Below are 20636 nucleotides of genomic sequence, written 5' to 3' on the forward strand. Positions count from 1 at the left end.
GCATCGCGGTTCCGCCGCCCTTTTCCGCACAACCCGCGATTGCAGGCGGGCACGGCTACGCATATTGGCGATGCAGAGCATCGAGGGAGGATATATGCGTCGCTTGGAGAACAAGGTTGCCATCGTAACGGGTGGCGCGCGCGGCATCGGCGAGGGGATCGTGCGCCGCTTCGTCGCCGAGGGCGCGCGCGTGGTGATCGCCGACGTGCTGGACGATGCGGGCCGGGCGCTCGCCGCCGAGCTGGGCGACGTCGCCGCCTACGAGCATCTCGACGTCACCTCCCGCGCCGACTGGGATCGGGTGATCGCCGCGGCCGAGGCGCGCTTCGGCCGGATCGACAGCCTGGTCAACAATGCCGGCATCATCGTGTTCAAGGGGCTGGACGACCTGAGCGAGGCGGAGATGCGCCGCATCATCGACGTGAACCTGATGGGGGTGATGATCGGCACCCAGGCGGTGATCCCCGCGATCGAGCGCGCGGGCGGCGGATCGATCATCAACATGAGCTCGGCCGATGGCATTTCCGGCGCCAATGCACTGACCGCTTATTGCGCGTCCAAATTCGGGGTGTGCGGCTTCACCAAGGCCGCCGCGCTGGAGCTTGGGCCCCGCGGCATCCGGGTGAACTCCATCCACCCCGGCGGCATCTACACCCCGCTCGCCAACCCCACCGGCGTGCCGCGCGCGGATTATGACCGCAATTTCCGCATCTATCCCGCCCAGCGCGCCGGCGACCCTGCCGATATCGGCGCGGCCGCCGCCTATCTCGCGTCCGACGACGCGACTTATTGCATCGGCACCGAATTGTCGGTCGATGGCGGCCTCAACGCGGGCCATTATTATATGGGCATGCCCGGCGCGCCCGTGCTCGACTGACGCGCCACCGCCAGGCGGAGGGATGCCCCTTCGCCCGCAGCTTCCTGAGATACTGAAGGAAGTCTGGAGCGGGTAAGGGGAATCGAACCCCTCTAGCTAGCTTGGAAGGCTAGTGCATTACCACTATGCTATACCCGCTCGCCTAACGGCCAAGCGCTGCCACTGCCATCAACCGCCCCATGTCGTCAACCTGTTCGGCGGCGGAGCCGAAGCCGGCAAGGATCGTTGTTTCGTGAAGCGCACCTGCACGCGCAACGGAGAGCGCCATGCTGGAAATCCTGCCCTCGCCCGATCATGTCGCCGCCTACCGCCTGTCGGGCATCCTCGACGATGGCGATTATGACCGGATGATCGCGGATATCGAGGCGCGGCTGGACCGGCACGACAAGATCTCCATCCTCGCCGACCTCGCCGATTTCCGCGACATGACCTTCCAGGCCGGCCTCAAGGACATGCGTTACAGCCTGTCCAAGCTGTTCCAGCTCAACCGCTTTTCGCGCGAGGCGGTGATCACCGACAAGGAATGGATCAGGATGGCCATCCGCCTGCTCGATCCCGTCATACCCTTTATGGCGATCAAGACCTTCGAACCCGGCGAAGCCGAAGCGGCGATGGCCTGGGTCTCCGCCAAGGATTGATCGCGGGCCCCGGCGCGGGCACATCGGCGCGCGAGGGAGACGTGCCGCCGATGATCGCAGCCTTGGATAACGGGGAAAGCGCCGCTTATTGCGCGCGGATCGGCCTGGCGGCATTGCCCGCCGCCGATGCCGAGGGGCTGGCGCTGATCCAGCGGGCGCACCGGCTGGCCATCCCCTTCGAGAATCTGGATATCATGCTGGGCCGCGGCATAGATCTGGCGCCGGAAAGCGTGTTCGCCAAGCTGGTGACGGCGCGGCGCGGGGGATATTGCTTCGAGCAGAACCAGCTTTTCCTGCGCGCGCTGCTGGCGGCAGGCTTTGCCGCGCGGCCATTGCTGGCGCGGGTATGGCTGATCCCCACGGGCACGACGCCGCCCCGCACCCACAGCTTCAACCTCGTGGAACTGGGCGGCCGGCCGTGGATCGCCGATGCGGGCTTCGGCGGCGCCTTCACGCCGCCCATGCCGATCGGCGACGGTGCCGAGGCGTCGTCACCCGATGGCGCCCGCCACCGGCTATCGGCACGCGCGATTGGCGGCGAATCCGCCTGGATGCTGGAACGCAACGACGGCAATGGCTGGGCCGATCAATACAGCTTCACCCTGGCGCCGGTGGTGTCCGCCGATCTGGAGATGGCGAACCATTGGACGGCGACCGCGCCGGCATCGCGCTTCACCCGGCTGCATATCGCCAGCCGGGTGACGGAGATGGGATTCCTCTCGCTCACCGACCGCAGCTTCACCGAACGGGCGGGCGGGCGGATCGTCGATCAGGCCGAGGCCGGCGACGCCGCAGGCTGGTCGCGCCTGCTGGCCGACCGGTTCGGGATCGCGCTCGATCCCACGGCGGTCGCGGGACTGGGCCTGTTCGCGCTCAGTCGCTGATTTCGCCGGTCTCGACCGCGTCCGCCGCATCGAGCGCGGCGAGGCCGTCCCGCTTCAGCGCGGCGAGCGGCAGGCGATAGAGGGTGACGGGCGGCGGATCGCCTTCCGTCTTGATCAGGCGCAGGCTCCAGCCGCCATGAGCGTGGCCGAAGGGATCGATCCAGTTGCCGCCGATACCGGGGTCCTCATCGGCCACCACCAGCAGCACCGACCCGTCGGATTCGTAGCGGGCGGTGTATTTCTGCACATAGCCCTGGCCGTCCTCATAATTATCCAGATTTTCCTGCCAGATGTTGCAGAGCTGGAAGATCCAGTAATCGCAGGGCGTTGGCGTGAAGCGCAGGACGATCGCCTCGCCGGGCGCCTTCTGCCACGTGCCGAAGCCGTGATGGCGATCGGGCACGCCGCCATTGGAGAGATAGACGGCGCGGCTGAAGCGGATGCGGTTGGGCCGCTTGGCGAGATTGTCCTGCCACCAGCTTCGCACCAGCTCCGCATAGGCAAGGACGAGCTGGCCCGCCTTGGCGAGCCCGTCGCTCATCTCCGCCGGGCGGATCGGGCGCGGATCGGCGCCGTCGAGCCGCTCGATCCGCATCACCGGCGGCACCGTGGCGCCGCGGTCATGATAGACGGTGCGGACCAGCAGGCCGACGCAATGATCGGTGATCGGCAGCCAGGCGACGTCGCCCGCCGGCTTGTTCCGGCTGACGATCACCTCGAAATCGCCTTTGGCGTCGAAACGGATCGCATCGCTTTGCAGGAAGCCGGTGGTGCGCAGCGTCGCCGGATCGAATTCGGCCAGCCCCTCCACCTCGCGTCCGGCCCAGTCGCGGGCGCCGATGTCGGCGGGCTGCTTCGCCTCCCACGCCGCCATCACGAAATAGGGGATGGTGCCGCGATTGCCGGTGATGCGGTAATCGGCCGATCCGTCCACGAACTCGGCGAGCAGGTGATCCTGATCGGGCGACTGGAAATTGATGCCCTGCCGCCAGGGCGCATCGCGCAGCCGGGGGCGATCGGGCTCGCAATTCTCCATGAAGCGTTCGAAGCCGTTGCGCATCAGCCGCGTCATGAAGCGATACCATTCGGCCCGGTCCAGCGCGTCGGCATCCTCGCCGAAGCGATCGACCATATGGCCGGTGCGGCGAATGGTTTCGCAGAAATCGTCCCACGCCTTGCCGGAAAGCAGGCGCTGGCGCGCGGTTTCGCTGGTGCTATCGGTCATGGGGCCTCCCCGGCCATCCGCTCCCGCCGGACGGGGAAGCGATCGTAATAAAAGGCGAAGCGTTCGCGCAAAGCGCCGATATCGACGCCGAAATCGCCGGCGAGGTCATAGGCGACCTGCCCATGCTTGCCGCGCCGATTGGCGGCGAGATAGCGATCGATCGCGGCTTCGGCCTCAGGCGTGAGATCGAGATCGGCGAGCGCATAAGCGCGGCGGATCACCGCTTTCTGATCGGCCATATATTCGTGGAACAGCACGTCCATCGACCGGCCCGGCGGTAGCAGATCGTGATCGCGAACGCAGGCGCGCAGCAGCATCTCGATCCGGTCGATCCAGTAATCGGCCAGTTCCTTGAGGTCGATCGGCAGGGTGCGGCGGATGCGATCGCCATAGGCCAGCATGGTGACGGCCGACTGGATCACCGCCAGCGGATCGCGATGGGTGACGATCACGGTCGCGTCGGGATAGGTCGCCAGCAGCGGCCCGAAATTCTCCATGTGCGGCGGCGACTTCATCACCCAGCGGTTGGGCCCGCGCAGCCACGTCATCGCCTGCAGCACGCGCCGGCCATAGGCATAATGCGGCGTCTGATCGTGCGCCGCATAATAATCCCGCCAGGCATAAGGCCGGCTCAGCCATTCGGGCAGGTAGGAGGAGAAGTCCGCGCCCTGCAGCTCGATATCCTCATGGACATGATCGGGCGCCATTTCGTGCATCGCCGGCATCAGCGGCACGATCGCCTCGAACTGGCCCCACATCGCCCGCGTGCGGGTGAAGCGCGGGTCCTCCCCCGGCACGGCCGGCGCGTCATCGGCCGGGATCGGCTCCATCGTTTCCCAGAGCGGCATGGACCTGAGGCGCGGATCGGCGGCGAGGATGTTGACGAGATGGGTGGTGCCCGATCGCGGCAGCCCGGCGATCATGATCGGCCGGTCGATCGCGACATCGGCGATCTCGGGATGGCGGCGATGGATATCCTCGGCGCGCAGCCGGGTGGAGGCATAGCGCACGCAATCGCCGAACAGGCCGGCGCGGCCCAGCGGGCCAAGGCCCTTATCCGCATCGAAGGCGGCAAGCCATATGGCCAGCCGCTCGCGGAAATCGGGCGCGCCGAAATCGGCAAGCCCGGTGGCGGCCCGCGCGGCGGCGAGCACCGCCTCCACCTCCATCGCGACCGGCGGGGCGGCCGCGATCGCGGCCGCCTGCATATCGGTGAGCACGGGCCGGGCGAGATCGGCGATGCGGATCGCCGGCGCCTCCTCCATCCCGGTCTTCGCCTGCATCCCCGTCATCGCCCGAATCTCGGTCATCGCCTGAATCTCAGTCATCGAAGGTCACCAGCACCTTGGCCGAGGCATGGCGATCCTGCGCGGTGGCGAAGGCGGCCTCGAAATCGGCGAAGGGCAGGACATGGCTGATCATCGGCGAAAGATCGACGCCGCCTTCGATCGCGGCGATCACGTCCGGGAATTCATCGGGATAGGCCATGGAGGTGACGATCGTCATCTCCTTGCCCAGCGCCATCTGAAAATTGACCGGCACCGGATCGTGGTGGACCGCCACCAGCACCATGCGGGCATGGAAAGGCGCGAGCGCGACGATCGAATCGACCACCGCCGCCGATCCCGTCACCTCGAACCAATGGGTGGCATTCACCACCGGCCAGCCGAACAGCTCGCCCGTGCCGAAGGCGACGCCGAGCGCCTCGCGCAGATCCTGCCGATCCGGGTTGACGGTGAGGGTGGCGCCGAGCCGGCGGGCGCGATCGAGCCGGTGATCGGTGGTGTCGACCACGGCGATATCGGTGATGCCGCGCTGCTTCAGGAAGATGAGGATGCCGAGCCCGATCGGCCCCGCGCCGAACAGCACGACGCGATCGCCCGGTTTCGCTTCCGATCGGTTGACGGCGTGGAGGCTGACCGAGAGCGGCTCCGCCAGCGCGGCGCGATCGAAGGAGAGATCGTCCGGGATGCGGTGGATCGCGCCGCCCAGGGTGGCCTCGCGCACCAGCAGCCAGGGGGCGAAGGCGCCTTCCGGCACGCCGGCGCCGATGGCGTTGCCATCCCCCATCGGGTTGACGATCACCCGGTCGCCCGGCCGGATGCCCTGGACGGCCGCGCCCACCGTTTCGACGGTGCCGGCCAGTTCATGCCCCAGCCCGAACGGCTCGGTCGCGGGCGCGGCAACGCCGCCGGTGCGGACATAGGTGACGTCGCTGCCGCAAATGCCCGCGGCCGCCACCCGGACCACCACGTCGCGCTCGCCCGCCACGGGCGCCTCGACCTCATCCAGCCGGACATCGCCCGGCCCGTGGACGCGCACGGCCTTCATCCAACCCTCCCTTGCTTTTGCCGGCAGCATAAGCCCGCCGGCACAAGCGCGCGCCGGCTATGTCTTCCGCATACGGGCAGGCTGTTGCGCCGCCCGGTCAACGATAGGCATCGCGATAGGCGCTGGGGGTCATGCCGGCGATGCGGCGGAAGGCGGTGGAGAACACGCCCTGATTGGCGAAGCCCAGATCATAGGCGATCGCCTTCAGCGGCAGATCGCCCTCGGTCAGCAGCCGCCGGGCCTGCTCCATGCGCCGGCCCTCCACCCAGGCGCGGACGGTGAGCCCCGTGGTATCGCGGAACAAGGTGGTGAGGCGGCGCGGGCTGATGCCCAGCAACCTCGCCAAGGTGGCGATCGTCGGCGGCTGGCGGGGAAAGGCATCGACATATTCCTCCAGCCGGCGGAGCTGGCCCGCGCTCAGCCGGCCACTCTCGCGCGACTCGTGCACCTTGCCGGCGCGCAGGAAACGGGCAAGCTCCGCCAGCGTGGCCAGGCCCAGCCCTTCCACCATGATGTCAGCGGCGAAGCCAGGCGCGCGCAGTTCCTCGGCCATGCGCCGGAGCAGCCGATCGATCGCGCCGCCCGCCGTGCCGCCGATGTCGAGCGTGGCGGCAAGCCGGCTGCGGCTCCAGCCCTCGCCGATCGGCACGACACGATCGAACAGGGCCGGATCGAACAGGCAGCTGATGCTCACCGGCCGGCCGCCGTCCCCGCGGAACTGGCAATCGGCCGCCGCCGGCGTGAAGACGATGTTGCCGAGGCCGTGATAGTCCGCGCCCGCGCCTTCGTAGCGACCCAGCCGTTCCACCGGATAGGGCGGCATCATCATGCTGATGACGGGCTGGGTCTCGCGCACCGTCATCTCCACCGGCGTCGGCAGCTCATATTGGCGGAGCTGGGCGACGACCCCGCCCGCCCGCGTTTCCGCCAGCGTCGTCCAGTTGGTATGCGCCATCGCCCGCCTCTCGCTTCGAAGGATGACATTGTTCGCGCCGTCAATTCCCATCTTGCGTGGACAGGACGGCAGTTGAATCAGCATAGCGCCGATAGGCAGCCGTGCAAACCGGGCGGGCGGACGCCGTTCCCTTCCCGGAAACGACGATGCCGCCGGCCCCTGGCGTGGAGGCCGACGGCATCAAGGCAGGCCGTGCGCCGGAAGGCCGGCGCCGATCGTCAGTTGCCCGCGGGCGGCGCCTTGCGATCGGCCCGCTGGGCGCGCATCTGATCGAAGGCGGCCTTGCGTTCCTCGGGCGAGATGGTGCCATCCTTGTTGGTGTCGATCCGGTCGAACCAAGCGAGCCGCGCCGCGGTCGCCTCGGCCAGCGAGACCTTCCCGTCCTTGTTGGCATCGGCCATGGCGAACATCCGGTCGCCCCAGCCGCCAGCACCCTGGCCGCCCCAGCCATGTCCGCCCATGCGGTGATGGCCGCGCATGCCCCGGCCCTTGCCGGGGCCGTGATCGCCGCCGCGCCGTTCGGCGAAGCGTTCCTTCGCATGTTCGCGGCCGGCATCCCACTCGGCACGGCTGATCTGGCCGTTCTTGTCGCTATCCAGCGCCGCGAAGCGCTGGTCGGCGCGCGCCTTCGCCCGCGCCTCGCGGCCGGCCTTGATCTCCTCCTGGGTGACGAAGCCGTCCTTGTTGAGATCCATGCGGGCGAAATGCTCGGCGACCTGCGCCTGCACCTCGGCCCGCGTCTGCGGGGCCTTGTGGGCGCGCGGCGCATCCTGGAAGGCCAGGGCCGGCACGGCGACCAGGGCGGCCAGCGAAGCGCCGATGACGAACTTCTTCATGGACTTGTTCCTTTCATCCTGTCGATCGAACGTGCGATTCTCGTTCTGCACCCTCCCTGATTCGCAGGGGGATGTTGCGGCCCGTGTTCGACGCTGAAAGCAAGTTTCAACGCTGACATCTTTGGCCCGCCTGCCTGTATCGCGCTTGAACCGTGGCCAAGCGCTGTGGCAGAGCGCGCCCGCACCGGGAATCCGGCCCCCTTTCGGAGATCAAGATGACGAACGATGTGAAGCGCGTGGTGCTGGCCTATTCGGGGGGGCTCGACACGAGCGTCATCCTGAAATGGCTGCAGCAGACCTACGGCTGCGAGGTCGTGACCTTCACCGCCGATCTCGGCCAGGGCGAGGAACTGGAACCCGCCCGCGCCAAGGCCCGGCTGATGGGCATCAAGGAAGAGCATATCTTCATCGACGATCTCCGCGAGGAGTTCGTGAAGGACTATGTCTATCCGATGATGCGCGCCAATGCGCTCTATGAAGGGCTCTACCTGCTCGGCACCTCGATCGCCCGGCCGCTGATCGCCAAGCGCCAGATCGAGATCGCGAAGCAGGTCGGCGCGGACGCGGTGTCCCACGGCGCCACCGGCAAGGGCAACGACCAGGTGCGCTTCGAGCTGGGCTATTACGCGCTTTCGCCCGACATCAAGGTGATCGCGCCGTGGCGCGAGTGGGACCTGACCAGCCGCACCGCGCTGATCGAATTTGCCGAGAAGCACCAGATCCCGGTGCCCAAGGACAAGCGCGGCGAAAGCCCCTTCTCCACCGACGCCAACCTCCTCCACACCTCGTCCGAGGGCAAGGTGCTGGAAGATCCGTGGGAGGAGGTGCCGGACTATGTCTATTCGCGCACCGTCAATCCCGAGGACGCGCCCGACCAGCCGGAGATCATCACGATCGATTTTGAGCGCGGCGACGCGGTGGCGATCAACGGCGAGGGGCTGAGCCCGGCCACCCTGCTGGCGAAGCTCAACGATCTCGGCCGCACCCATGGCATCGGCCGGCTCGACCTGGTCGAAAACCGCTTCGTCGGCATGAAGTCGCGCGGCATGTATGAGACGCCGGGCGGCACCATCCTGCATCTCGCCCATCGCGGAATCGAGCAGATCACGCTGGATCGCGGCGCGGCGCACCTGAAGGACGAGCTGGCGCCGCGCTATGCGGAGCTGATCTACAACGGCTTCTGGTTCTCGCCCGAGCGCGAGATGCTGCAGGCCGCGATCGACCACAGCCAGGAGAAGGTGACGGGCACCGTCCGCCTCAAGCTCTACAAGGGCGGCGTGCATGTGATCGGGCGGAAGTCCCCCTACACGCTCTACAGCGAGAAGGTGGTGACGTTCGAGGACGACGCCGGCGCCTACGACCAGCGCGACGCCGCCGGCTTCATCAAGCTCAACGCGCTGCGCCTGCGCCTGCTGGGCCGCCGCGACGGCCGCTGAGCGCGGCCCGCTTCTTCTTCGTCGAGAAACGATCGCCGTCCCCGTCACGCGGGGGCGGCGATTTCATTTTGTGGCGGACGGGCGGCTTGTCATCTGGCTCGCAGGGCGCGCGATCCTCGGGGAAGATCTGTGGCGGGCCGGCGACGTCGAGCCGGGCGAGCCCGATGATGTCGATCGGATAGCTTTCGCAATCGCCCACCCGCACGCGGGTGCGATCCAGGGCGTCGAGCAGATGATCGCCCTTGTCGTAGGCGTTGGCGCCCAGCCGCAGCAGCCAGATGGTCGGCACCGCGCGGGCATCCGGCGCATCGGCGATCGCCGCCAGCCGATCCGCCGGCAGCGAGAAGACGCCCCGGCTGCCGGTGGGATTCCAGGCGCCCGGCCCGCCATCCAGCGTCGGTATCGGCGTCGGGATCGGCCGGGTGGCGATCCTGAGGCCGAGATCGCGGACCGCATAATCGAACGGCAGCGCGCCTTCGTTGGGATAGGCCCATACCATGTCGCCGGGGCGGTAGCGCTGCTCCAGCCAGCGGACGGCGGCATACCAGTCCTGCATCGGCGGGCTGGCGCGACGGCGGACGTCGATCACCGCCATCCGGCCCGCCAGCAGGATCAGGCAAACCCCGGCGGCGACCATGGCGATGCGGCGCGGCCAGCCGGGAAGCCCGAATACGCCGCCCATGCCGATGGCGATCAGGATCAGGCTGGGCACCGCCGCCGCCGTCATCGTCCGCACGATGAACACCGGCGCCACCAGCAGCGACAGGGCGATGGAAGCCGCGACCGGCAGCAGCGCCGCGACCAGCAGCGCCGCCGCCAGCCGCCAGCCGCCCCTGCGCAAAGCCAGCAGGACGATCGCGCCGAGCAGGAGCAGGCAGCCGCCGACGATCCCCTTCGTGCCCTGCGCGACATAGATTTCCGCCAGGCGCGGCACGAGATTGACCGTGGAGAAATGCAGCCAGGTGGATTTCACCCAGGTCGGCGCCTGATCGATCAGGATGAGGAGGCCCGGCAGATAGAGCAGCCCGGCCAGCGCCTGCCCGCCGATCAGCAACGCCCAGTCCCGCCGCGAAAGCCCCGGCCGGGCGATCAGCAGCAGCGAGGCGAGCCCGAGCGCGGCGGCATAAAGCGGGCCGAGATTGTGGAGCCAGAGCACCAGCAGCAGGCAGGCGCAATAAGCGGCGAAGGGCCGGCGCGGGATGCGCCCCGCCGCCTCCACCCCGCGCGCGGCGCGGATCAGCGCGAGGAGCGCGGCGGCATAGACGAGGATCAGCACCGGATAGGGGCGCACCTCGCGCGCCATTTCGACCAGCGCCGGCGAAAGCGCCGCCACCAGCCCCGCCGCCAGCATGACCGGCATCGCCGGCAGGCGGACGAGCCGCGCCGCTTCCCGCGCCGCCAGCACCGTCACCGGCACGGTCAGCAGCCCGCAGGCGATGCCGAGCGCGCGGAGCGCGGCGAGCGAATCGCCGAAGCCCAAGGTCCAGAGCCGGAGCAGCGAATAATAAAAGGGCGGATGGGTTTCGTAGAGCGGAACGATATTCCAGAGGAAATCGAAGCCCTTGGCGGCGGCATAGGCGCTATAGGCCTCATCCAGCCACAGCGGTTCGGCCAGCGTGCCGCGGATGCGGAACCAGCCTGCGATCGCGAGGATGAGGATCGCGGCCAGCGCGATCGCGAAACGGCGGATCAGAATCACCGGCGGGCCTGTACTGCCTCGCGCCGGCGATTTGAAGCGGCACAAGGCGCCGAGCGCGATGAAATCCCCGCTTGCGGCCGCCCGCGCGGCGGAGAATAAGCCGCGCGCATGAATCCGCCCCCGACCGACGCTGCCCCCTGGTGGGCCGACTGGCGCTATGCCGCGGCCCTGGTGATCCTCTGCGCGATCCCGCTCGTCTATCCGCCGCTGCCGCCGCTGACCGACCTGCTCGGCCATCTGGCGCGCTACCATGTGCAGCTGACGATCGACAGCTCGCCCTATCTGTCGCGCTATTTCGGCTTCGAATGGGCGCTGCTCGGCAATCTCGGCGTCGACCTGCTGGTGATCCCGCTATCCAAGGTCTTCGGCCTCCAGCTCGCGGTGAAGCTGATCGCGCTGTCGGTGCCGCCGATCACCGCCGCCGGCCTGCTGTGGATCGCGCGCGAGGCGCATGGCCGCATCCCGCCCACCGCTGCCTTCGCCCTGCCGCTCGCCTTCGGCTATCCCTTCCAGTTCGGTTTCCTGAACTACACGCTGGCGATGGCGTTCGCCTTCCTCGCCTTCGGCCTGTGGCTCCGGCTGGCGCGGGCGGAGCGCTGGGCGTTGCGCGGCGCGCTGTTCGTGCCGCTGGGCGCGGCGATCTGGCTGGTGCACAGCTTCGGCTGGGGCGTGCTGGGGCTGCTGGCCTTCGCCGCCGAGCTGGTGCGCGATCGCGGCCATGGCGGCACCCGCCTGCACGCGATCTGGCGGGCGGGCCTTTCCACCTGGCCGCTCTGGCCGCCGGCCGCGCTGATGCTGGCCTGGCGCAGCGGCAATGTCGCCGGGCAGACGGCCGACTGGTTCAACTGGGAGATGAAGGGCTATTGGCTGTGGTGGGCGCTGCGCGAACGGTGGGAGCTGTTCGATACCGCCAGCATCGCGCTGATCGGCCTGCTGCTGCTGGCCGGCCTGTTCCGGGTGAAGCTGCGCTTCGAAAAGATGCTGGGGCTGGCCTTCCTGATCCTGGCGATCGCCTTCGTCATGCTGCCGCGCATCCTGTTGGGATCGGCCTATGCCGACATGCGGCTGGTGCCTTATGCGCTGGCCATCGGCGTGATCGCGCTGGCGCCGAAGCCGGGGGCCGGGCGCGGTTTCGTGCGCGGCATCGCGGTGGCCGCCGCCTTGTTCTGCGTGGCGCGCATCGGCGCCTCCACCGTCAGCTTCTACCAATTCTCCCGCGCCTATGACGACCAGCTGGGCGCGATCGACCATATCCGCCCCGGTTCGGCGGTGATGGTGATGGTCAACCTCAAATGCCGCACGCAATGGATCACGTCGCGCATGGACCATCTCGGCAGCCAGGCGATCCTGCGCCGCGATGCGTTTGCCAACGGGCAATGGACGATGGCGGGCGCGCAATTGCTGACGGTGAAATATGCCGCCGCCGGCCGCTTCGCGCGCGATCCCTCCCAACTGCTCCGCCCGCCGGAATGTCACGGCCGGGGCGAGCCGACCTGGGAGGATACGCTCGCCAACTTCCCCCGCGCCGCCTTCGACTATTTCTGGCTGATCGACATGCCGCGCGAACGCTGGCCCCACGAGCCGGATCTGATCCCGATCTGGCATGGGCGCGAGCGGGGTGTGCTTTACCGCGTCGTGAAGCCGGCCGCCCCGGCGGAGACAGGGGAGAAATAGACCCGCGCCGGCGCCCGCCTAGAAGAGCGTGGCGCCTTCCGTCGGGCGCGGCGGGCGCGGCGGCGCTTCCGCCTCGGCCGCCGTGGCCGCCGTCGTCCAGCCCAGCCGGGGGATGGCGATCGATCGCTTGCCGCCGAGATCGGTGCGCACGACGATCAGGTCGCGCGCCTCCATATAGGCGATCAGGCGGCGGACCCGGCCCGGCGACCGGGTGCCATAGACCTCGGCCAGCTCCGCCTCGCCCGGCGCCTCGCGGCCCTCGCGCGCCGCCCGCGCGATCAGCAGGAAGGCGCCCAGCATATCTTCCGGCAGCTCGGCGGCGAGCGCCAGCGCCTCGGCCCAGCCTTCCTCCCGCTCGTCGAAGATGCCGGCGCGCGCCATCGCCATGCGCCGGCGGAAGGCAACGAGATCGACGCCGGAATCCGTGAGCCGCCGCATCCGGCAACGGAGCTGGAAATCCTGGAACAGCACCGCCACCGGCCGGAAGGCGGCCTCGGGATCGGCGGCGACATCGGCCAGCACCGCCGCGACGATATCGGCACGCTCGTCCTCCGCCATCGCCGGCCCGGCGGGCGCATCCACGGCCGGGGCAAGCTGCGGCCGGGCGATGGCGCGGATCAGGTCCTCCGAAGAGACCGCCGGCCGCACGGGCGGCGGCGGGGGCGGCGGAGGCGCCTCGTCCCGCGCGAGGATGAGATTTTCGACATCCTCGGCCGGCGCGGTGGGCAGCGGCACCAATTTGGGGCTGCCGCTGCGCGCGGACGTCTTGACCGGGCCGATGTTCACCGCGACCGGCCGGCGCGAGACCGCCGGGCCGAGCGCCAGGAACTGGCCGCGCGCCAGATCGCGGATGGTTTCCGCCTGCCGCCGCTCCATGCCCAGCAGATCGGCGGCGCGCGCCATGTCGATATCGAGGAAGGTGCGCCCCATCAGAAAGTTGGAGGCTTCGGCCGCGACATTCTTGGCAAGCTTGGCCAGGCGCTGGGTGGCGATCACGCCGGCAAGGCCGCGCTTGCGGCCGCGGCACATCAGGTTGGTCATCGCGCCCAGCGACGCGCGGCGCGCCTCGTCCGAAACCTCGCCGGCCACGGCGGGCGCGAAGAGCTGCGCCTCGTCCACCACCACCAGCGCGGGATACCAGTGATCGCGCGGCGCATCGAACAGGGCGGAAAGGAAGGTGGCGGCGCAGCGCATCTGGGCTTCCAGCTCCAGCCCCTCCAGGCTCAGCACCACCGACACGCGATGCTCGCGCACGCGGGCGGCGATCCGGGCGATCTCGCCCTCGCTATAATCGCCCGCCTCGATCGGCAGATGGCCATAGGGGCCGGAAAGGGTGACGAAATCGCCCTCGGGATCGATCACCACCTGCTGGACGACCCCGGCGCTCTCCTCCAGCATCCGGCGCAGCAGGTGCGACTTGCCGGACCCGGAATTGCCCTGCACGAGCAACCGGGTGGCGAGAAGCTCCTCGACATCCATCGCCACCGGCCGGCCGGCGGCATCATTTCCCATCTCGATCCTGATCGTCACATATCAGCCTTTGGACGATCCGAGCGGGCGCAAGCAAGGGCCGCGATGCCCCGGCACCCATCTTCCGGTCGCATCAGCCGCCGGCCGCGGCCGGCACCGGCCCGCCAAGCTCCCGATCGAGATGATGGATGGCGAGATCGAGCGTCGCGGCGGCCGGCGAGCGGGAATAGACATCCAGCCGCTCCAGCGCGTCCGCCATCATCGCTCGTGCAACCCGAAGCGCCCGCCGCGCTTCCTCCTCATCCGCTACGCCACGCATGGATACTTGCTCCCTGCCCCGTCATTGCCAGCATCCGGCGTCAGGCGGGAGGGGATAATCCCGTCCCCGTGCGGGACAAAAAAGGGCCGCCCGAAGGCGGCCCGCTTTGACGGTTTCGATTTTGACGGCTTCGAGGGAGAGCCCGGTCAGCGCTGCCGATCGCCGCCTTCGCGATCCTGCTTGCCGCCGCGATCGCCCTGCTGTTGCTGGCCGCGCTGCTGCTGTTGCTGCTGGCGTTCGGCCTGGCGCTGCTGTTCGCGTTGCTGGTTGCGCTGGCCCTGGCCGTCCTGCTTCTGGTTCGCCATGTCCGTTCCTTCCTCGTCCCGGAAAGGGACGGACAATGAACGAAGGCCAAGCGCGGCGGCTCCATCGGCCAATGCGAAAAGCACGGAAAATGCGATGTTCTGCAACTGAAACGGCCCCGCCGGTGAGGGCGGGGCCGCTTGAGCGATCAGCCGATCCGCCGAAGCGATCGGCGGGTGATCAGTTGGAAGCGAGCTCGGCAGCGTCCTTGCGGCGGAACTCGACATTGGTGTTGTTCACCTTGCCGCGCACGCGATCGCCGCGCACGTTGAGGTCGAAATTCACCATCTTGCCGACCACATAGCCCTTGAGGCGGGTGGTTTCGCCGACCTGGCTGGTCTTGACGACATATTCGTCGCCATCGCGCTGGAAGCGGCTTTCGGTCCATTCGCTCTGGGCGAAGGCCGGCTGCGCGGCAAGGGCGGGGGCGGCGACGGCGGCCAGCGCCGCGACGGTCTTGATGAAACGCATCGAACGATCTCCTGTGAGGGGTATCGATCCGGCTTTCCCGTCCTACCCCGATTTCCCGTTCGAATTTATGTTGCAGTGCACATGCTGCAAGTGCGAAGAAAGCGCCTGCGGTTGCACGAAATGCAATCGCTTTCCATCCTGCTGGAAAAACTGGTTCCCACCCCTCGCGCATCTGCTCTAGGAGGCGGCGTGGTTAGAGGCTGGAGAATCTGTTCATGACGCAACCGCTGCGAATCGCGCTCGCGGGGCTCGGCACGGTCGGTGGCGGGGTGGTCAAGCTGCTGGAGGCCAATCGCGCGCTGATCGAGCGCCGCGCCGGCCGCCCGATCGCGATCACCGCCATTTCCGCGCGCGATCGCACGCGGGATCGCGGCGTGGACCTTTCCGGCTTTGCCTGGGTGGACGATGCCGCGACGCTCGCGACGCGCGACGATGTCGACGTGGTGGTCGAGCTGATCGGCGGCGCGGATGGCCCGGCGCTGACGCTGGCGCGCGCCACGCTGGCGGCGGGCAAGGCCTTCGTCACCGCCAACAAGGCGATGATCGCGCATCATGGCGTTGAGCTGGCCGAAGCGGCGGAGAAGGCCGATGCCGCGCTGAAATATGAAGCGGCGGTGGCCGGCGGCATCCCGGTGATCAAGGGCCTGCGCGAGGGCGCGGCCGCCAACGAGATCGGCCATGTCTACGGCATCCTCAACGGCACCTGCAATTATATCCTGACCAAGATGGAGCAGGAGGGCCTCGACTTCGCCGACGTCCTCGCCGAGGCGCAGGCGCTGGGCTATGCCGAGGCCGATCCCAGCTTCGACATCGACGGGGTCGATGCCGCGCACAAGCTTTCGATCCTCGCCAGCCTGGCCTTCGGCACGACGCTCGATTTCGATTCCGTCGCCATATCGGGCATCCGCCACGTGATCGCCGCCGACATCGCCGAGGCGCAGGCGCTGGGCTTCCGCGTCCGCCTGGTCGGGCTGGCCGAAGCCGGCGGGGGCGGCCTGTTCCAGCGCGTCCATGCCTGCCTGGTGCCGATCAGCCACCCGCTCGCCCATGTCGTCGGATCGCTGAACGCGGTGGTGGCCGAGGGCAATTTCGTCGGCCGCCTGTTCTTCGAAGGCCGCGGCGCCGGCGAGGGGCCGACCGCATCGGCGGTGGTGGCCGATCTCATCGATATCGCGCGCGGCGAATATGGCCCCGCCTTCGCCATGCCGGTCGCGAGCCTCGCCCACCTGCCGCCCGCGATTCCCGGCGAACGCAACGGCCGCGCCTATCTGCGCTTCACCGTGGCCGACCGGCCCGGCGTGCTGGCGGAGATCACCGCCGCGATGCGCGATGCCGGAGTCTCGATCGAAAGCCTGATCCAACGCGGGGCGGCGGCCGATGGCGGCGTGCTTCTGGTGATGGTGACGCACGACTGCCCGGAAAGCGCCGTCGCCGACGCGCTCGACCGGCTGAAAGGGTCGGCCAGCATCCTGAGCCAGCCGATGCTGATGCACATCCTCGATATCTGAGGATTCCGGCTCGACATCCGAGGATTCGGGAAGGGGCCTGCCCCTTCCCCCGCCGTCAGCCGAACAGCATCCAGGCGACCGCGACGATCCCGGCCCAGAGCAGGCCGTTGATGAGGAGGATGGAACGCAGCCGCGTGCCGAAGGGCAGCGGGCGTTCGGTCTCGTCGGCCGTCGCCGGCGGCGTCACGGCCTCCGCGACGGCGGCGGCGATCTGGATGGCCGCGCCGCGCGACACTGCGGAGGTCATGTCCTCCGATCCGCCGAATTCGCCCCAAACGACCGGGCTTTCCGCCAGCGCCGCGCGCACCTGTTCGCGCAGCAGCGGTTGGACGAAGGCACAGCCGGCATAGGGATAGCCCGCCCACATCACGTCCGCCTCGCGCACGCCGATGCCCGGCAGGTCGATCTCCACCGTCATGCCCGGCGACAATTCCATCGCCGATTCGGCGCGGAAGCCGTCGACCGACAGATCGTGCACGGTGATGTCGGCGAAATCCTCGGTCCCGTGGCGCACGCCGCCATCCAGCAGCAACCGCGTGCGGGTCGAGCGGCGCTCTTCGTCCTCGTCAAAGGTCTGACGTAGCTTGGCCGCGAGGCTCATCATGGTCTCCGCATCGGCTTATCGCCGACAGAGCTAGTTCAGATTGGTTAACCGAAGGTAAAAGACCATATAACCGATCAAAGCACACGGCCCGCCGTGGTTCCATGAATCTTGTATGCGATCGATTCTCGACTTTGTCGCACGCCTTGCCTATCGGGCCGGTGATTAACGGAAAGGCGTGGGAACGATGGTGAAGGCAAGCAAGGCGCTCGATCGCGTGCTGGTTCTGGAAATGGTGCGCGTCACCGAGGCGGCCGCGATCGCCGCCTCGCGGCTGATCGGCCGGGGGGATGAGAAAGCCGCCGACGCCGCCGCGGTCGAAGCCATGCGTAAGGCCTTCAACGGCCTGGAGTTCGACGGCACCGTCGTGATCGGCGAGGGTGAGCGCGACGAGGCGCCGATGCTCTATATCGGCGAGAAGGTGGGCGCCGCCGTCGGCACCGGCCCGAAGATCGATATCGCGCTCGATCCGCTGGAAGGCACCACCATCACCGCCAAGGCCGGTCCCAACGCGCTCGCCGTGCTGGCCATCGCCGAGGAAGGCGGCCTGCTAAACGCGCCCGACGTCTATATGGACAAGATCGCGATCGGCCCCGGCTATCCGGCCGGCCTCGTCGGCCTCGATCGCACGCCGACCGAAAACATCACCGCGCTGGCCGCCGCCAAGGGCGTGCAGCCGAACGAGATCATCGCCTGCGTCCTCGATCGCCCGCGCCACGAAAAGCTGATCGCGGAGCTGCGCCAGATCGGCTGCGGCATCGTGCTGATCCCCGACGGCGACGTGGCCGGCGTGATCGCCGTCACCGATCCCGACACCACCATCGACATCTATCTGGGATCGGGCGGCGCGCCGGAAGGCGTGCTGGCGGCGGCCGCGCTGCGCTGCGTCGGCGGCCAGTTCCAGGGCCGGCTGCTCTTCCGCAACGAGGAGGAGCGCGCCCGCGCCCACAAATGGGGCGTCACCGATCTCGATCGCATCTATCATCTCGAGGATCTGGTGAAGGGCGACGCCATCTTCGCCGCGACCGGCGTGACCGACGGATCGCTGCTGGAAGGCGTGAAGCGCCGCAAGAACGGCGTTATGACCACCGAAAGCGTGGTGATGCGCGCCAGCTCCGGCACCGTGCGCTGGGTGAAGGGCGAACATCACAAGGGCGGCTGAACGCGCCGCCTCCCGCCATTTCCCGATTCCGCCGCCAGCCGATTCCGGCGGGCGCGAAAATGCTCTAGGGCATGGGCATGACTGCCGTGCTCAACATCTCCCGATCGATCCTCGGCCAGCCCTGGCGCTGGCGGGGATCGGGCACCGACGGCCGCGACGCGGATTTCCGGCCGGACGACCTCGTCGCCGGCCTGCTGATGGCGCGCGGCGTCCCGCGCGAGGCGGTGGAGGCGCACCGCGCGCCCACCATCCGCGGCTTCATGCCGGACCCGTCGATCTTCCGCGACATGGACCAGGCTGCCGAGCGGCTGGCGGACGCCGTCGCGCGCGGCGAGCCCGTGACCATCTTCGGCGACTATGACGTCGACGGGGCGACATCGGCGGCGCTGCTGATCCGGCTGCTGCGGGGGCTGGGGCTCGATCCGCAGGCCTATATCCCCGACCGGCTGATGGAGGGCTATGGCCCGTCGGGCGAGGCGCTGGTGCGGATCGCGGCCGGCGGCGCGCGGCTGATCGTCACCGTCGATTGCGGCGCCCAGGCGTTCGAGGCGCTGGAAATGGCGCGCGCCACCGGCGTCGACGTGATCGTCGTCGATCATCACAAATGCGCCGCCGCTCTGCCCCCGGCGCTGGCGCTGGTGAACCCCAACCGGCTGGACGAAGCGGCCGACGCCGCCGCCCACGGCCACCTCGCCGCCGTCGGCGTCGCCTTCCTGCTGGGCGCCGCGCTGCTGCGCACGTTGCGCGCGCGCAACTGGTTCGCCACCCGCGCCGAACCCCGGCTGATCGACCTGCTCGATCTCGTGGCGCTGGGCACGGTGGCCGATGTCGCGGCGCTGCGCGGGCTCAACCGCGCCTTCGTCGCCCAGGGCCTGAAGGTGATGGCGCAGCGGCACAATATCGGCCTGGCCGCCCTCACCCAGGCCGCCCGGCTGGATCGCGCGCCGACCTGCACCGATCTCGGCTTCGCGCTGGGGCCGCGCATCAATGCCGGCGGCCGCGTCGGCAAGTCCGACCTCGGCGTCCGCCTGCTGACCACCGAGGACCCGGAGGAGGCCTGCACGATCGCCGCCGAGTTGGACCGCTTGAACGGCGAGCGGCGCGCCATCGAGATGCTCGTCACCGAGGCGGCGGAAGTCGCCGCCGCCACGCAGGGCAACCGCGCGGTGACGCTGGTTTCGGGCGCCGGCTGGCATCCCGGCGTGATCGGCATCGTCGCCGGCCGGCTGAAGGAGAAGCTCGGCCGCCCCGCCATCGTCGTGGCGATGGACGATGCCGGCATCGGCAAGGGTTCCGGACGGTCGATCTCGGGCGTCGATCTCGGCGCGGCGGTGCTGGCGGCCAAGGATATGGGCCTGCTCGTCGCCGGCGGCGGCCACGCCATGGCCGCCGGGCTGACGGTGGAGCAGGCGAGGCTCGACGCGCTCGCCGACTTCCTCGACGACAGGCTCGCGGCGGACGTGGCCCGCGCGCAGGACGGCCGTGCCTTGCTGCTCGATGCGGTGCTGACGCCGGGCGGGATCAACCCGGCCCTGGTCGATGCGCTCGATGCCGGCGGCCCTTATGGCGCGGGCTGGCCGTCGCCGCGCGTGGCGGCCGGACCGGTCCGCATCGTCAGGGCCGATATCGTCGGCCAGGGCCATATCCGCGCCATCGTCCAGGGCGACGACGGCCGCGCGATCAAGACGATCGCCTTCCGCCAGGCGGACAGCGCGCTCGGCCAGGCCCTGCTCGGCGCGGGCGCGGATCGCCGCCTGTGGCTGGCCGGCCGGCCCAAGGTGGACGACTGGAACAGCCGCCCGACGGCCGAGCTCCACCTCGAGGATGCGGCCTGGGCGGACGAGCATCGCTGAGCGGACGAAGGCGGGAAATAATATTGCACGGGATGCTTGACCCCGCCCGATCGCTGCTTTAACGGCGCGACACCGATTGACGGCCCCTTCGTCTAGCGGTCAGGACGCGGCCCTTTCACGGCTGAAACACGGGTTCGATTCCCGTAGGGGTCACCAATTCAATGTTTTCAATGACTTAGCGCCTATTTTTGGCGATTGTCTCACACCGTTGTCTCACATTTTTCCTGGCGACCGTTAGGCATGGCTCAGCGATGCGAACGCGTGGATGTGGTGGAATGGATCAGGTGTGTGGAGAATTACCCAAGGGCAGCCCATCCCTAGGGATCGCGAGCATTCTTTCCAGGCATACCTGACGCTCCAGGGCAGAAACTGCTCCGAAGCACCGTTAGCAAGG

General features: G+C 68.7%; 20 protein-coding genes and 2 tRNA genes. 9 read left to right on the forward strand and 13 right to left on the reverse strand.

Translation table 11 applies throughout. From position 1 onward, the window contains the following. Nucleotides 1-94 precede the first annotated feature (94 nt). Complete coding sequence (locus tag G432_RS09625) at nucleotides 95-877, forward strand: glucose 1-dehydrogenase (protein WP_015458634.1); 783 nt, start codon at nucleotides 95-97, stop codon at nucleotides 875-877. A gap of 64 nt (nucleotides 878-941) precedes the next feature. Here G432_RS09625 and G432_RS09630 read toward each other — a convergent pair. Further along, nucleotides 942-1015 (reverse strand) — tRNA-Gly (locus G432_RS09630). Between the two features lie 4 nt (nucleotides 1016-1019). Further along, nucleotides 1020-1145, reverse strand: coding sequence for a hypothetical protein (locus G432_RS24275; RefSeq protein ID WP_269078705.1), 126 nt, complete (start codon nucleotides 1143-1145; stop codon nucleotides 1020-1022). Here G432_RS24275 and G432_RS09635 point away from each other — a divergent pair. Next, nucleotides 1144-1515, forward strand: coding sequence for an STAS/SEC14 domain-containing protein (locus tag G432_RS09635; protein ID WP_015458635.1), 372 nt, complete (start codon nucleotides 1144-1146; stop codon nucleotides 1513-1515). The genes G432_RS24275 and G432_RS09635 overlap by 2 nt on opposite strands. 50 nt (nucleotides 1516-1565) lie before the next feature. Then, nucleotides 1566-2399 carry an arylamine N-acetyltransferase family protein gene (locus G432_RS09640; RefSeq protein ID WP_041865305.1) on the forward strand — a complete coding sequence of 278 codons (834 nt, stop codon included), beginning with the start codon at nucleotides 1566-1568 and terminating at the stop codon, nucleotides 2397-2399. Here G432_RS09640 and G432_RS09645 read toward each other — a convergent pair. From G432_RS09645 to G432_RS09665, 5 genes are all read right to left on the reverse strand, one after another. Beyond that, on the reverse strand, nucleotides 2389-3624 hold the full coding sequence (locus G432_RS09645) for a hypothetical protein (protein ID WP_015458637.1): 1236 nt from the start codon (nucleotides 3622-3624) through the stop codon (nucleotides 2389-2391). The genes G432_RS09640 and G432_RS09645 overlap by 11 nt on opposite strands. Then, entirely contained in the window at nucleotides 3621-4889 is a 1269-nt protein-coding gene (locus G432_RS09650; protein ID WP_015458638.1) for a sulfotransferase family protein, read from the reverse strand. Before G432_RS09650 ends, G432_RS09645 begins: the two co-directional genes overlap by 4 nt. 55 nt (nucleotides 4890-4944) lie before the next feature. Next, a complete protein-coding gene (locus G432_RS09655; RefSeq protein WP_015458639.1) occupies nucleotides 4945-5955 on the reverse strand; it encodes a zinc-dependent alcohol dehydrogenase in 1011 nt (336 codons plus the stop codon). 97 nt (nucleotides 5956-6052) lie between these two features. Beyond that, nucleotides 6053-6910: a helix-turn-helix transcriptional regulator gene (locus G432_RS09660; RefSeq protein WP_015458640.1), complete on the reverse strand. Its 858-nt coding sequence runs from the start codon at nucleotides 6908-6910 to the stop codon at nucleotides 6053-6055. A 218-nt stretch (nucleotides 6911-7128) separates the two neighbouring features. After that, entirely contained in the window at nucleotides 7129-7746 is a 618-nt protein-coding gene (locus tag G432_RS09665) for a calcium-binding EF-hand-containing protein (protein WP_015458641.1), read from the reverse strand. A gap of 215 nt (nucleotides 7747-7961) precedes the next feature. Between G432_RS09665 and G432_RS09670 the strand changes: the two genes are divergently transcribed. Beyond that, on the forward strand, nucleotides 7962-9182 hold the full coding sequence (locus G432_RS09670; RefSeq protein WP_015458642.1) for an argininosuccinate synthase: 1221 nt from the start codon (nucleotides 7962-7964) through the stop codon (nucleotides 9180-9182). On the opposite strand, the gene G432_RS09675 is transcribed toward G432_RS09670, so the two are convergent. Beyond that, nucleotides 9136-10881, reverse strand: a complete 1746-nt coding sequence (locus G432_RS09675; RefSeq protein WP_015458643.1) for a hypothetical protein — start codon at nucleotides 10879-10881, stop codon at nucleotides 9136-9138. The genes G432_RS09670 and G432_RS09675 overlap by 47 nt on opposite strands. A 108-nt stretch (nucleotides 10882-10989) precedes the next feature. On the opposite strand from G432_RS09675, the gene G432_RS09680 reads away from it, so the two are divergent. Further along, the gene (locus G432_RS09680; RefSeq protein ID WP_015458644.1) at nucleotides 10990-12555 is read left to right on the forward strand and encodes a hypothetical protein; all 1566 of its coding nucleotides are present in this window, start codon (nucleotides 10990-10992) and stop codon (nucleotides 12553-12555) included. 18 nt (nucleotides 12556-12573) lie between these two features. On the opposite strand, the gene G432_RS09685 is transcribed toward G432_RS09680, so the two are convergent. The 4 genes from G432_RS09685 to G432_RS09695 all read right to left on the reverse strand — a co-directional run bounded on the left by G432_RS09685 (nucleotide 12574) and on the right by G432_RS09695 (nucleotide 15118). Beyond that, entirely contained in the window at nucleotides 12574-14085 is a 1512-nt protein-coding gene (locus G432_RS09685) for an ATP-binding protein (RefSeq protein WP_041864867.1), read from the reverse strand. A gap of 73 nt (nucleotides 14086-14158) precedes the next feature. Next, nucleotides 14159-14344: a hypothetical protein gene (locus G432_RS23225; protein WP_139181803.1), complete on the reverse strand. Its 186-nt coding sequence runs from the start codon at nucleotides 14342-14344 to the stop codon at nucleotides 14159-14161. Between the two features lie 146 nt (nucleotides 14345-14490). Next, nucleotides 14491-14649, reverse strand: a complete 159-nt coding sequence (locus G432_RS23705) for a hypothetical protein (protein ID WP_015458646.1) — start codon at nucleotides 14647-14649, stop codon at nucleotides 14491-14493. 178 nt (nucleotides 14650-14827) lie between these two features. Next, nucleotides 14828-15118: a hypothetical protein gene (locus G432_RS09695; protein ID WP_015458647.1), complete on the reverse strand. Its 291-nt coding sequence runs from the start codon at nucleotides 15116-15118 to the stop codon at nucleotides 14828-14830. Nucleotides 15119-15333: 215 nt separating this feature from the next. Here G432_RS09695 and G432_RS09700 point away from each other — a divergent pair, with 215 nt between their 5' ends. Continuing rightward, nucleotides 15334-16626, forward strand: coding sequence for a homoserine dehydrogenase (locus tag G432_RS09700; RefSeq protein ID WP_015458648.1), 1293 nt, complete (start codon nucleotides 15334-15336; stop codon nucleotides 16624-16626). Nucleotides 16627-16681: 55 nt separating this feature from the next. On the opposite strand, the gene G432_RS09705 is transcribed toward G432_RS09700, so the two are convergent. Further along, complete coding sequence (locus tag G432_RS09705; protein WP_236626883.1) at nucleotides 16682-17230, reverse strand: pilus assembly protein PilZ; 549 nt, start codon at nucleotides 17228-17230, stop codon at nucleotides 16682-16684. A 184-nt stretch (nucleotides 17231-17414) separates the two neighbouring features. On the opposite strand from G432_RS09705, the gene glpX reads away from it, so the two are divergent. From glpX to G432_RS09720, 3 genes are all read left to right on the forward strand, one after another. Next, the gene (gene glpX, locus G432_RS09710) at nucleotides 17415-18389 is read left to right on the forward strand and encodes a class II fructose-bisphosphatase (protein ID WP_015458650.1); all 975 of its coding nucleotides are present in this window, start codon (nucleotides 17415-17417) and stop codon (nucleotides 18387-18389) included. A 77-nt stretch (nucleotides 18390-18466) separates the two neighbouring features. Then, entirely contained in the window at nucleotides 18467-20242 is a 1776-nt protein-coding gene (gene recJ, locus G432_RS09715; RefSeq protein WP_041865306.1) for a single-stranded-DNA-specific exonuclease RecJ, read from the forward strand. An 81-nt stretch (nucleotides 20243-20323) separates the two neighbouring features. Further along, nucleotides 20324-20398, forward strand: a tRNA-Glu gene (locus G432_RS09720). Nucleotides 20399-20636: the final 238 nt, after the last annotated feature.

Origin of the sequence: Sphingomonas sp. MM-1, from assembly GCF_000347675.2 — a bacterium.
Classification (GTDB): domain Bacteria; phylum Pseudomonadota; class Alphaproteobacteria; order Sphingomonadales; family Sphingomonadaceae; genus Sphingomonas_E; species Sphingomonas_E fennica.

Coding starts and splice junctions, on each gene's coding strand:
- G432_RS09660 (WP_015458640.1), bottom strand. CDS start 6,910: ATGGCGCATACCAACTGGACGACGCTGGCGGAAACGCGGGCGGGCGGG.
- G432_RS09640 (WP_041865305.1), top strand. CDS start 1,566: ATGATCGCAGCCTTGGATAACGGGGAAAGCGCCGCTTATTGCGCGCGG.
- G432_RS09670 (WP_015458642.1), top strand. CDS start 7,962: ATGACGAACGATGTGAAGCGCGTGGTGCTGGCCTATTCGGGGGGGCTC.
- recJ (WP_041865306.1), top strand. CDS start 18,467: ATGACTGCCGTGCTCAACATCTCCCGATCGATCCTCGGCCAGCCCTGG.
- G432_RS23705 (WP_015458646.1), bottom strand. CDS start 14,649: ATGGCGAACCAGAAGCAGGACGGCCAGGGCCAGCGCAACCAGCAACGC.
- G432_RS09700 (WP_015458648.1), top strand. CDS start 15,334: ATGACGCAACCGCTGCGAATCGCGCTCGCGGGGCTCGGCACGGTCGGT.
- G432_RS09650 (WP_015458638.1), bottom strand. CDS start 4,889: ATGGAGGAGGCGCCGGCGATCCGCATCGCCGATCTCGCCCGGCCCGTG.
- G432_RS09655 (WP_015458639.1), bottom strand. CDS start 5,955: ATGAAGGCCGTGCGCGTCCACGGGCCGGGCGATGTCCGGCTGGATGAG.
- G432_RS09705 (WP_236626883.1), bottom strand. CDS start 17,230: ATGATGAGCCTCGCGGCCAAGCTACGTCAGACCTTTGACGAGGACGAA.
- G432_RS09695 (WP_015458647.1), bottom strand. CDS start 15,118: ATGCGTTTCATCAAGACCGTCGCGGCGCTGGCCGCCGTCGCCGCCCCC.
- G432_RS09680 (WP_015458644.1), top strand. CDS start 10,990: ATGAATCCGCCCCCGACCGACGCTGCCCCCTGGTGGGCCGACTGGCGC.
- G432_RS24275 (WP_269078705.1), bottom strand. CDS start 1,145: ATGGCGCTCTCCGTTGCGCGTGCAGGTGCGCTTCACGAAACAACGATC.
- G432_RS09645 (WP_015458637.1), bottom strand. CDS start 3,624: ATGACCGATAGCACCAGCGAAACCGCGCGCCAGCGCCTGCTTTCCGGC.
- glpX (WP_015458650.1), top strand. CDS start 17,415: ATGGTGAAGGCAAGCAAGGCGCTCGATCGCGTGCTGGTTCTGGAAATG.
- G432_RS09635 (WP_015458635.1), top strand. CDS start 1,144: ATGCTGGAAATCCTGCCCTCGCCCGATCATGTCGCCGCCTACCGCCTG.
- G432_RS09665 (WP_015458641.1), bottom strand. CDS start 7,746: ATGAAGAAGTTCGTCATCGGCGCTTCGCTGGCCGCCCTGGTCGCCGTG.
- G432_RS09625 (WP_015458634.1), top strand. CDS start 95: ATGCGTCGCTTGGAGAACAAGGTTGCCATCGTAACGGGTGGCGCGCGC.
- G432_RS23225 (WP_139181803.1), bottom strand. CDS start 14,344: ATGCGTGGCGTAGCGGATGAGGAGGAAGCGCGGCGGGCGCTTCGGGTT.